This window comes from Eubacterium sp. AB3007 (genome assembly GCF_000688015.1).
GTDB lineage: Bacteria > Bacillota > Clostridia > Peptostreptococcales > Anaerovoracaceae > Aminicella.
In genome coordinates this window covers 755,531-766,794 of the sequence record NZ_JIAD01000001.1, presented here as the reverse complement: position 1 = coordinate 766,794, position 11,264 = coordinate 755,531, and the positions used below count along the sequence as shown (strand labels likewise).

Annotated in this window: 16 protein-coding genes; 15 read left to right on the top strand and 1 reads right to left on the bottom strand. The window is 52.7% G+C overall.

The genetic code is table 11. From position 1 onward, the window contains the following. The first annotated feature begins 24 nt into the window (after positions 1-24). The 15 genes from cutD (at position 25) to P156_RS0103790 (ending at position 10,608) form a co-directional block, all read left to right on the top strand. A complete protein-coding gene (cutD, locus tag P156_RS0103860) occupies positions 25-972 on the top strand; it encodes a choline TMA-lyase-activating enzyme (RefSeq protein WP_027869007.1) in 948 nt (315 codons plus the stop codon). A 15-nt stretch (positions 973-987) separates the two neighbouring features. Then, positions 988-1,350, top strand: a complete 363-nt coding sequence (eutS, locus tag P156_RS0103855; RefSeq protein WP_027869006.1) for an ethanolamine utilization microcompartment protein EutS — start codon at positions 988-990, stop codon at positions 1,348-1,350. Further along, the gene (locus P156_RS0103850; RefSeq protein ID WP_185752215.1) at positions 1,347-1,802 is read left to right on the top strand and encodes a EutP/PduV family microcompartment system protein; all 456 of its coding nucleotides are present in this window, start codon (positions 1,347-1,349) and stop codon (positions 1,800-1,802) included. Before eutS ends, P156_RS0103850 begins: the two co-directional genes overlap by 4 nt. A 4-nt stretch (positions 1,803-1,806) precedes the next feature. Further along, positions 1,807-2,481, top strand: coding sequence for a hypothetical protein (locus P156_RS0103845; RefSeq protein ID WP_027869004.1), 675 nt, complete (start codon positions 1,807-1,809; stop codon positions 2,479-2,481). Beyond that, positions 2,463-3,326, top strand: coding sequence for an ethanolamine utilization protein EutJ (eutJ, locus tag P156_RS0103840; protein ID WP_027869003.1), 864 nt, complete (start codon positions 2,463-2,465; stop codon positions 3,324-3,326). The genes P156_RS0103845 and eutJ overlap by 19 nt, the downstream gene beginning before the upstream one ends. A 13-nt stretch (positions 3,327-3,339) precedes the next feature. Next, a complete protein-coding gene (locus P156_RS0103835; protein WP_027869002.1) occupies positions 3,340-3,651 on the top strand; it encodes a BMC domain-containing protein in 312 nt (103 codons plus the stop codon). Then, on the top strand, positions 3,638-3,901 hold the full coding sequence (locus tag P156_RS0103830; RefSeq protein ID WP_027869001.1) for a EutN/CcmL family microcompartment protein: 264 nt from the start codon (positions 3,638-3,640) through the stop codon (positions 3,899-3,901). The genes P156_RS0103835 and P156_RS0103830 overlap by 14 nt, the downstream gene beginning before the upstream one ends. 18 nt (positions 3,902-3,919) lie before the next feature. Beyond that, positions 3,920-5,248 (top strand): 4Fe-4S dicluster domain-containing protein, encoded by a 1,329-nt coding sequence (locus P156_RS0103825; protein WP_027869000.1) that lies wholly within the window; start codon positions 3,920-3,922, stop codon positions 5,246-5,248. Between the two features lie 4 nt (positions 5,249-5,252). After that, positions 5,253-5,801 carry a BMC domain-containing protein gene (locus tag P156_RS0103820; protein WP_027868999.1) on the top strand — a complete coding sequence of 183 codons (549 nt, stop codon included), beginning with the start codon at positions 5,253-5,255 and terminating at the stop codon, positions 5,799-5,801. 20 nt (positions 5,802-5,821) lie between these two features. Further along, positions 5,822-6,496, top strand: coding sequence for a cupin domain-containing protein (locus tag P156_RS0103815; protein ID WP_027868998.1), 675 nt, complete (start codon positions 5,822-5,824; stop codon positions 6,494-6,496). Positions 6,497-6,540: 44 nt separating this feature from the next. Next, on the top strand, positions 6,541-7,278 hold the full coding sequence (locus tag P156_RS13680) for a BMC domain-containing protein (protein WP_027868997.1): 738 nt from the start codon (positions 6,541-6,543) through the stop codon (positions 7,276-7,278). A gap of 30 nt (positions 7,279-7,308) precedes the next feature. Continuing rightward, entirely contained in the window at positions 7,309-8,967 is a 1,659-nt protein-coding gene (locus tag P156_RS0103805) for an acetaldehyde dehydrogenase (acetylating) (RefSeq protein WP_027868996.1), read from the top strand. A gap of 3 nt (positions 8,968-8,970) precedes the next feature. Further along, the gene (locus P156_RS0103800; protein ID WP_027868995.1) at positions 8,971-9,627 is read left to right on the top strand and encodes a phosphate propanoyltransferase; all 657 of its coding nucleotides are present in this window, start codon (positions 8,971-8,973) and stop codon (positions 9,625-9,627) included. 58 nt (positions 9,628-9,685) lie between these two features. After that, entirely contained in the window at positions 9,686-9,970 is a 285-nt protein-coding gene (eutM, locus tag P156_RS0103795) for an ethanolamine utilization microcompartment protein EutM (RefSeq protein ID WP_027868994.1), read from the top strand. Between the two features lie 92 nt (positions 9,971-10,062). Continuing rightward, the gene (locus P156_RS0103790) at positions 10,063-10,608 is read left to right on the top strand and encodes a flavodoxin family protein (protein WP_027868993.1); all 546 of its coding nucleotides are present in this window, start codon (positions 10,063-10,065) and stop codon (positions 10,606-10,608) included. Between the two features lie 72 nt (positions 10,609-10,680). On the opposite strand, the gene P156_RS0103785 is transcribed toward P156_RS0103790, so the two are convergent. Next, the gene (locus P156_RS0103785) at positions 10,681-11,151 is read right to left on the bottom strand and encodes an 8-oxo-dGTP diphosphatase (RefSeq protein ID WP_027868992.1); all 471 of its coding nucleotides are present in this window, start codon (positions 11,149-11,151) and stop codon (positions 10,681-10,683) included. Positions 11,152-11,264: the final 113 nt, after the last annotated feature.

Here is an 11,264-nt window from a genome sequence, read left to right as displayed (position 1 = left end):
CAGAGTAGACAGGAGTTCATCAACATGAGCAGCAAGAACGGGGATAAGCTTGAGCGTAAAGCGACCATATTCAATATACAAAAGTATAATATGCATGACGGCCCTGGCGTGAGAACGCTGGTCTTCCTGAAAGGTTGCCCCTTGCGCTGCAGGTGGTGCGCGAACCCTGAAGGACTGTTCCGGAAGTTTCAGGTAATGTTCAAGAAGGACGCCTGTGTTGGATGCGGGGCATGCGTTCCAGTATGCCCTCAGGGCATCCACAAGGTTGGCCCGGAGGGACACACCGTGGATCGTGAGAAGGACTGTATCGGCTGCAGAGAGTGCGAGAAGGCCTGCCTCTACAAGGCGCTGGATATCGCCGGTGAGGTGAAGACCATCTCGGAGATCATGGACGTCGTCATGGAAGACAAGATGTTCTATGATGTCTCTGGAGGTGGAATGACCCTTGGGGGAGGGGAATGTACCTCCCAGCCAGAAGCGTGTCTTGCTTTGTTGCAGGCGGCCAAGCAGAATGGCGTCAACACCGCTATCGAGACCTGCGGCTACACCAAGCACGAGACCATGATGAAACTTGCGGACTACGTCGATCTCTTCCTGTTTGACATCAAGCACTTTGACTCCGATCGTCACAGTGAGCACACCGGAGTCAGAAACGAGCTGATCCTTCAGAACCTGTCCGAGCTCCTGAAGAAACGGTACAATGTGAAGATACGGATGCCGCTTCTGAAAGGTCTCAACGACAGCGAAGAGGAAATCGTCAACACCATGGAATTCCTTCTTCCTTTCAAGGAAATGAAGAATTTCAAAGGGATCGACTTGCTCCCCTATCATAAGATGGGAGTAAACAAGTACGGCCAGCTGGATATGGAGTATCAGATCGAAGGCGATCCAAGCCTCTCCGAGGAGGATCTGGACCGCATCGAGAGTTACATCAAACCATATGATTTGCCGGTCGCAGTCATCAGACACTAAAGAAGAGGTTGTACAATGGGAGTACTTGACAACAGAAACAAGCCTGATCTGCAGCGCGTGATCGAGGAATCGGTACCGGGCAAGCAGGTCACCATAGCGCATGTGATTGCCGCTCCCATGACAGACATCTACGAACGTCTCGGGATCGATGAGGCGGGGGCTATCGGCATCCTGACTCTTTCGCCCTACGAGACCGCGATCATTGCAGCTGATATCGCAACCAAGGCTGCAAATGTCGAGATCGGGTTTCTCGACAGATTCACCGGATCTGTGGTTATCTCCGGCGATGTACAGAGCGTGGAGACAGCGCTGAATGCAGTGACGACGACGCTTTGTGATCTGCTGGGTTTCACCACCGTGGAGGTGACAAAGACCTGATGAGCAGAAAGGTAATGGTAATCGGGATCGGAAAATCCGGAAAGACCGCGCTTGTCGATGCGATCAATCAGGTAGAGAGAAAACCGAGAAAAACACAGGATATGATCTTTGGTAAGTACACCATCGATGTTCCAGGGTCTTACCTGGAGAACCCGTGGATGTACAAGCACCTCATATCCGCGGCACAAAACAATGCCGGGCATGTCCTGATCCTGGTGGATCAGAGCAATCCGGTGGAGAAATACTCCCCGGGATTTGCACGCGTATTCCGTTGCCCCGTCACAGGGGTGATCACCAAGTGTGATCAGCATCCGGAAAACGAGGAGACATGCCGGAAACAGTTAATGTCTATAGGAGTTAATGAACCAATTTTCAAGGTCAGCGTCGAAACCGGCGAGGGCATTGAAGAACTGAGGGAATACGTGCTGAAAGACATAATTGAAAGGTCGTAATAGAATGAAATTTATTACAGAAGATGATCTTCGCGACATCTACAGAAAAGACCCCTTTACAAGCTATGAAATCCAGCCGGGCGCCAGACTGACTCCGGGTGCCAGACAATTCCTGCAGGACAGACAGATCAACGTATTTGCAGATGGAACACCGATGCACGTAGGCGATGGTGTCATCGCAGGGAGGGCTCCGGGAATTGGATCTTCCGGACCCGGCAAGCCTGACCTGCTGAAGACGAAGCGCCTGGAGGCGTGCCTGCGGTCAGGCAAGGCATTGTTCCTGCTTACCGCATCGGAGCTTCTGGATCACGACATCTGTTTGGCTCAGGAAGTCCTTCAACTGGGAAAACGTTTCGAAGAGATCAAACCCATGGCATTGGAGAACAAACAGTTCGAACCGATCCCATGCAAGGGTTGCTCAGGAATCAACGGAGACAATTTCTCATGCGATATTGGTGAGTGCTTTGACATTACAGAATTCCACATGCAGACGGAGAAGGGCAAACAGATCCTTCTGTTGCACCGGTTGCGTTGTCAGCTATATGAAGTACAGGTGACTGTCATGGAAGTTCAATGCACCAACAAGGCAGTGACAGAGCGGTTGAATCAACTGATCAACTGTATTTCACAGCTGATATGCAAAGCATTTGGAGGAGGACAATGTCAGAGGCAAGATTAAATTTTCAATACTGCGATGAACTGGTGGCCGAGTTCGAGGAGGTGTGTGAACACCCGATCAAGAGCAAGAAAAAAGAACCAGTTTATTACACCGGGGTCGATCTTGGAACAGCATGCGTCGTTGTGGCGGTGCTGGACGAGGATATGTCACCGGTTGCAGGATGTTATAAGTACGCCGATGTCGTGAGAGATGGAATGGTAGTGGATTACGTCGGAGCGGTCCAGATCGTGCGGGAAATGAAGCAGGAACTGGAACAAAAGCTGGGCGTGGAAGAACTGATCTATGCAGCTGCCGCAATCCCACCGGGCACAGAATCGGTGGATTCCGGTGCTGTAGAGAATGTGTGCCGTGGGGCTGGCTTTACCGTCAGCGCCATGACGGACGAGGCAACCGCTGCCAACGAAGTCCTGGGCATCAAGAACGGTGCGGTCGTGGATATTGGTGGAGGAACCACAGGCATTGCCATCATAGAGGATGGCAAGGTTGTCTATGTGGACGACGAAGCCACCGGAGGAACTCACTTCTCGCTGGTACTGGCGGGATCCTACAAGATGAGTTTTGCGGAAGCGGAACTTTTCAAGAGGAACCCGGAGAACCACAAGGAGATCCTGCCGGTACTCAAGCCGGTCATCGAGAAGGTGGCCTCCATCATCAACGAAAAGATCGCAGGTTACAATGTGGAGGAGATCTCTCTGGTAGGCGGTACCGCCTGCCTGACGGGAATCGAAACGATCATTGAGAAGAGGACTGGAATTTATACGCACAAACCAAAAAATCCAATGTTTGTAACACCGCTTGGTATCGCGCTGAGCTGCAAACAGGAAGAGTATTACGGAAGATGGTAGAAAGGAGGCGGGCATGGAATTCAGAATCATCAAAAATCCAACACAGGGTGCTATCGATATCCTGATGAACCGCAAAGGCTCGCCCAGGTCACAGAAACCGGAACTCTTCGATGCTGTCGGACTTGTCCAAGGCAAGTTGATCGAGATGGTCGTCGCGGCGGATATCGCCGAGAAGTCCAACGGGGTTCAGGTCGAGGACATCCGGGGATCCTGCCCGCAGAATATGATCATGCTGGCGATCTTCGGTGACACGGCAGCAGTAGAGGACGCACTCAGAGCTATCAAGCAGGATGCAGAGGGGAGCAGCGTTTATGCTAACGGCTAAACTAATTGATAATATCTGGGCGACCAGAAAAACCGGACTCCTGAACGGATACAAGCTGATGCTGGTGGAAGTCATCGGCGGAGGCTCCAACGAGGGAGAACGGCTGGTAGCCATAGATACCATAAGCGCCGGTATCGGAGACAGAGTCCTGGTGACGCTGGGATCTTCCGCCAGACGGATGGTGGAAGACGACACCATACCGGTAGATGCCGCCATTGTCGGCATCATTGATGAAGATTGTGAGTTTTAGAAGTCTGGGAGGTAAAACATGGCGCTTCTGGATCAAATCAAAAGTGCAGGCATTATCGGAGCCGGCGGAGCCGGATTCCCGACACATGCCAAACTGACATCAAAGGCAGATTACATGCTGATGAATGGAGCCGAATGTGAACCACTGCTTAGGGTAGACCAGCAGCTGATGGCTATGTATCCCGAGGAGATCATCAAGGGATTTGAGATGGCCGCCAGACTGGTGGAAGCCAAACAGGCGATCATCGGTATCAAAGGAAAGCATGGCAAGGTCATTGAGATCCTGAGAAATACCATCGAGAAACTCGGACTATCCGACTATGTATCCGTTGGGATCCTGCCGGATATCTATCCTGCCGGAGACGAGCAGGTACTGGTATACGAGTTGACGGGACGGATCGTTCCGGAAACGGGAATCCCAATCATGTGTGGCTGTGTTGTTATCAACACAGAAACAGCACTGAACATCTACAAGGCATCCAAGGATCAGCCGGTGACAGAGACATATGTCACTCTGGCAGGAGACATTCCAAGGCGAGTAACCCTTAAGGTACCCGTGGGAACGCCGGTCCTGGAAGTTCTCAGAAAGTCGGGGATCGAAGATTTCTCGGGGTACGGGATTGTAGACGGCGGACCGATGATGGGACCGCTCCTTGCCGACATCAACGGAAACGTGCTCAAGAAAAACAAGGGCTATGTCATCCTGAAGAAGAGCCATCCGCTGATTGCAAAAAAAGAAGTCACCGCTCCGCAGGCGAAGAGGGTGAATCACGCCACCTGTGAGCAGTGTCGTATGTGTACGGATCTTTGTCCGAGAGCACTCATCGGTCATGGTACATCTCCGCACAAAGCCATGCGCTTCATGCTGTATGGTGGAGATGACATGGAAGGGAAGACACTGGGCCAGCTCTGCTGCCAGTGCAACCTGTGTGAGTACTTCTCCTGCCCGGTCAATCTTAAACCAAAGATGGCCAACATGGCACTGAAGGACGAAACCATGAAAGCCGGTGTCCGCTTCCAGAGAGAAGAGGGCAAGGAATATAAGGCTGACAAGAACAGAGCGAGTCGTCTGGTTCCCAGCCATCGGCTGATCGCACGGCTGGGATTGTCCAGGTTCGATGCACCGGCACCGATGACGGACGAGACCGTTGAGCCATCCGAAGTACGCATCATGCTGTCACAGCATGTGGGTGCACCGGCTCAGCCTGTGGTACAGGTTGGTGATCAGGTCACTGTGGGCCAGATGATCGGTAAAATTCCGGAAGATGCTCTGGGAGCCGCCGTGCACGCCAGCATCAACGGACAAGTCGTTGAAGTCACAGATAAGTACATAGCTATTAGGAGGTAGCAGGATGTCGAGAGCGATAGGAATGGTCGAATTCACGAGCATTGCAAGAGGCATATATGTAGCTGACCAGATGGTAAAGATCTCGGAAGTTGAGATCGTCACCTCCGTCAGTACATGCCCGGGCAAGTACATCACCATCGTAACTGGTGACGTTGCGGCGGTACAGTCCTCCGTAGCTTTGGGTGAAGATATGGCTGAAGAGTATTTCGTCGATTCGATAGTCATACCGAACGTAACGGACTCCGTATTCCCGGCGATCACGGGAGCTACGATGCCAGACAGGTTGGAGGCGGTAGGGATCATTGAGTCCTTCTCGCTGGCCTCCTGTATCATCGCAGCCGATGAGATCCTCAAGGCAGCTGAGCTGGAGCCCATCGAGCTCAGGCTGGGGAACGGATTGGGCGGCAAGTCCTACTTCACCTTTACCGGCGAAGTCGGTGCTGTCCAGACCGGAATCAGAACAGGTGAAGCAATTGCAGCGGAAAAGGGGTTATTGGTCAACTCAGAGTACATCCCATCCCCTTCCGATCGATTGATAGAATCACTATTATAAGACGAAAGGAGTGAAAGTTAATGAAAACGTTGATTACTGAGAAGTGTATCAGAGAAATCGTTGAAAAGGGCGAGAAAGTCCTTTGCATCGATGACAATACACTGATCACGCCGGCAGCGAAGGACATCATTCGCGAGAACGGTATCGAGGTAACAACAGGATGCGCAGCAGCAGCTTGTGCTCCGGCACCAGCAACGCCTGCACCGCAGGCAGCACCTGCTCCGGCAGCTGGCGGCGAACTGAACAGCGACATGATCTATCAGGTCCTGAAGGGCCTGGCAGACAGGGGCATGCTGGACAGTTTTGTGAGCAGTCTGACAGGGGCAGCTGCAAGTACACCGTATGTCAAGGAATGTGACAACGGCTTCAAGATCGCCAGAGGAAGCGGCATCAAGATGGAAGTCCTCGACACAGGTGTCCAGGCTGATTACGGCAAGGTACAGTATCAGGAACTGATCGGCGCAGATGATGGTTCGTCCATGAACGCCGGGTTCATGACTGTAGATCATTGCACCTTCGACTGGGATGTAGAACCACAGGAGATCTATTACGTTGTCGAAGGAAACATGACCGTCACAGTGGAAGGCAGACCGCACACCGCATACCCGGGTGACTGCCTGTTCATCCAGAAGGGATCCAAGGTCGTATTCAGCAGCGGAGATACATTCTGTAAGGTATTCTACTGCACATATTAATAATCAGAACGAGTACTGATGAAATCTGAAAAGGAGCATTCATTATGAAAGCAATTGGAATGATTGAAACAAGAGGACTGGTTCCTGCCATCGAGAGTGCCGATGCTATGCTGAAGGCAGCCGAGGTTACTCTGATCGAGAGACGCTTCGTCAAGGGCGGACTCGTTACGATCATCATCGCAGGAGATGTTGCGGCTTGTAAGGCATCCGTAGATGCAGCAGCTTCCGCAGTTCAGAGAATGGGTTGCGAGATCATCTCGACACACGTTATTCCTAGACCGCATTCGACATTGAGCGGACTTATCGTCAACAGGATCCCTGAGGATGGCGAAGAGATCCACCCCGATGACGATGAGGAGTCTCACATATCTAGCCATAGGAAATTAAAGAATTTTGACGGCGATGACGACGAGGATGGAGGGCCGACAGAACCCTTTCGCAGACAACCGAAAGCAGACCCTGTAGAGGAAGTGCCTGTTGCAGAAGAGCCTCAGGAAAAAGCAAAGGAAATAGTAGAAACTCCAGAAACGCCAGCCGAAGACGTCAAAGAAACTATTGATTCTATCGAGATCCCGGAGAATCTGACAAGAGAATTCCTGGATCAGATCGTAAAGGAGAAGGGCCCCGGCGTCGTAAAGGAGATCCTTTCTAAGAAGAGAGTCGTTGATTTGAGAGCACTCGCACGCGAATACAACGGTGAATTCCCAATCGCAGGAAGAGAGATCACGCACGCCAACAAGAACAGTCTCATTGAGCAGTTCGAGGAATTCTTCAAGAAGTAAAACCCATAGCTAACAAGGAGGTACTGCATAATGGAGAACATGGATTATGATCTTCGTTCCATACAGGAAGTAAGAGACCTGGCCAGACTGGGCCAGATCGCTACAGAACAGATCGCAACCTATACACATGAACAGATCGACAAGATCATCCAGAACATGGTGAAGGTTGCTGAGGAGCACGCTTATGAGCTGGCTCAGATGGCAGTTGAGGAGACCGGGTTCGGTAAAGTCGCAGACAAGACCTACAAGAACCACTTCGCATCCACCGTTCTGTACAACTATATCAAAGACATGAACACGACTGGCGTTCTCCGTGAGGACACCGTCAACAAAACAATCGAGATCGCTGAGCCGGTCGGTCTGCTGATGGGAATCGTTCCCTCCACCAACCCGACTTCCACAGCCATCTTCAAGTCCATCATAGCTGTAAAGGCTAGAAACGCCATCGTCTTCTCGCCGCATCCTTCCGCCAAGAAGTGCACCATGAAAGCTGCACAGCTGATGAAGGAAGCTGCAGAGGCAGCAGGCGCTCCGGCAAACACCATCGGTTGCATCACCATGCCCAGCATGCCGGCAACCGACGAGCTGATGCATCATCCTAACGTAAAGATGATCATCGCTACCGGTGGTCCGGGAATGGTCAAGGCGGCATACAGTGCTGGTAAGCCGGCACTGGGTGTAGGCGCAGGAAACTCTCCGGCATACATCGAGAAGACCGCTGACGTTTCCAAGGCAGTGGCAAACATTCTGGCATCCAAGAACTTCGACTATGGTACCATCTGCGCATCCGAGCAGTCCGTCATCGTCGAGGAATGCAACAGAGATCAGGTTATCGCTGAGTTCAAGAAGCAGGGTGGCTACTTCATGAGCGAGGAAGAGACCGCCAAGGTCTGCAAGCTCCTGTTCAAGCCGGGCACCACTTCCATGAGCGCTAAGTTCGTTGGAAGATCCCCGCTGGTTATCGCCAATGCAGCTGGCATCAGCGTTCCTGACAACACCAGAGTCCTGATCGGACCTCAGGGCGGCGTAGGTAAAGAATATCCGCTGTCCTTCGAGAAGCTGACTTCTGTACTCGCTTTCTACTGTGTCAAGGATTGGCACGAGGCATGCGACCTGAGCAAGAAGCTTCTGCAGAACGGTATCGGCCACACCATGAGCATCCATACCAATGACAGAAACATGGTCATGGAATTCTCCGCCAAGCCGGCTTCCAGAATCCTGGTCAATACCGGCGGCAGCATGGGCGGCGTAGGTGCCAGCACAGGACTTGCTCCTTCCTTCACACTGGGTTGCGGAACCTGGGGCGGAAGCTCGGTCTCCGAGAACGTATCCCCGATGCATCTGATCAACGTGAAGAGAGTGGCTTACGGCATCATCGATGCGACACGTCTGGCAGAGCTGGATCCGACCTTCAACCATCCTGAGATCGGTGGAGGAGCACCGGCACCGGCCGCAGCACCCGCTCCGGCTTACATCGGTTACAGCCCGACCTGCGGAGCATGCGCACCGTTCACACCAGTAGGCATCGAGAATGCTCCGTCCCCGCAGCAGCTGCAGGGTGCTTATGAAAGCGCAGCTCCGGTAGCACCGGCTCCGGCCGCAGCTCCGGCAGTGGACGACAAGCCCATCGACACCGCACAGCTGAACGCGATGATCGACTCCATGGTAAAGGCTCTGAAAGGAGAGTAAACGATGGCTAACTACGAAGAACTGATCATGCAGCTTGTACAGGCAGCCAAGGCCAGTGCAGCAACGGGAGCATCCTGCGGATCGGAGGGTCTGACAGATATCCCGGTAGGCGTATCCAACCGCCACCTGCACCTTTCCCAGGCTGATCTGGAAACGCTGTTCGGCGCTGGCTATGAGCTAACAAACATCAAGGATCTTGGACAGCCGGGACAGTTCGCCTGCAAGGAGACCCTGACCGTGGTAGGCCCCAAGGGCGCTATCGAGAAGGTCAGAGTATTGGGTCCGGTCAGAAAGCAGACACAGGTAGAGATCCTATCTGCAGACGGATTCAAACTGGGTGTGAAGGCACCCGTGAGGCAGTCCGGTGACCTGGCTGGTTCTCCGGGCGTGACACTGGTAGGGCCTAAGGGCAGCGTGGTTCTGAAGGAAGGAACCATCGTGGCACTGCGGCACATCCACATGTCTCTGGCAGATGCAGCCAGATTCGGTGTCAAGGACGGCGACATCGTCTCCATGGAATTCGGCGGTGAGCGTGGTGGAATCATGAATAACGTGCTCATCAGAGCCAATGACTCCAGCGCCCTGGAATGCCATGTAGATACAGAGGAAGCCAATGCCTTTGGCATCAGCTCAAAATCTCATTTCAAGCTAATAAAATAGTTGAAAATTTACAGAATTTAGTATATAATCTTTACAAGAATATTTAGGAGGATTTAAAATGGCTAAGTATGATGCATTAGGAATGATCGAAACCAAGGGACTCATCGGATCCATCGAGGCAGCAGATGCTATGGTTAAGGCAGCCAACGTTTACCTGATCGGCAGACAGTTCGTCGGCGGCGGACTGGTAACCGTTATGGTAAGAGGAGACGTAGGCGCTGTCAAGGCTGCTACTGATGCTGGTGCTGCAGCTGCTCAGAGAGTTGGCGAGCTCCTGTCCGTTCACGTAATCCCGAGACCGCACGTTGAGGTCGAGAGCATTCTGCCTTCCCCAGAGAAATAAACCGACAGGCAAGAGTAGAAGTTAATTCAAGCCATTAGCTTATGTGTGGGTGGGAGGTTCCTGCCCACACATGTTTTTTTGAAGGTGATCATATGAGTAAGAAGATTCTGGTTCTGACGGGGAGTCCCCGGCAGGGCGGCAATACAGACATTTTGGCAGAGGCTTTCATCGAGGGTGCCCAGAGAGCCGGCAACCAGGTTTTCCGCTTTGACGCGGGCCGTAAGAACGTCTCAGGGTGTGTTGCATGTGAGACATGCTTCAGCTCCGGGCATCCATGTTCCTATGTGGATGATTTTGAGGAGTACGCGGGTTACCTGAAGGAAGCCGATGTGCTGGCGATCTTCTCGCCGGTCTACTGGTTCTCCTTCCCGGCCCAGCTGAAGGCCACCATCGATAAGATGTACTGCTTCTACAACGGCGCGCAGCCCATCGGCCCCAAGGAGTGCTTCCTGGTCATGGTCGCGGGGGGACCGGATACTTCGATCTTCGACGCAGCCGTTGCCAATTACAACAAGATCGCAGACCTTCTGGCTCTGGACAACAAGGGGCATATCGTCGTTCCAGGCATCCATGATGCGGGCGCAGTGAAGAACACGCCTGCGGTAGATGGAATGAAACGCCTCGGGGAGGCCATCTAGAAAGTATCAGAAAAGGACGATCGTTTTCCATGTGGAAGCACGATCGTCCTTTTTGATGGCAGAAACGGGGGTCTATAGCGGCTTACCGTCCAGCACCGCTTCCACCAGCCCTTCCTGCCCGTCGTAGACCAGCTTGAGTGAGAAGAACTCCTGGCTGCTTTCCATGAGATCCAGGAAGATCTTATCTCCCTCCCAGATGTACAGGTCGCGCAGCTTCTCCTTCTCTACCCAGATCAACTCTCCTTCGTCGCAGTCCTGCAAGGTTCCACTGAACCCAGCAGCCCCATAGAGAAACATGTATTCCGTCAGTCCATCCCCGGAGAGAAAGGTGACGATCCCACGCAGCCGGTAGTCGGTCAACTCGCATCCCGTTTCCTCGCGAAACTCCCGGAGCATGCAGTCCTCCGGGCTCTCATCCGGCTCGAACTTCCCGCCGATGCCGATCCATTTGTCCTTGTTGATGTCGTGTTCTTTCTTGGTGCGGTGGAGCATCAGGTATTTCCCGTCCTGTTCCAGATAGCACAGCGTTGTGAGTATAGCCATAATGTGACTCCTTTCGGCTACCAGTATACTACACGGACGCTTGCCTGTGCAAGAGCGGGAGGATTTCCTTCTTGCCATAACATCCCGGACAGTGTATAATGTTAGAGGTTACT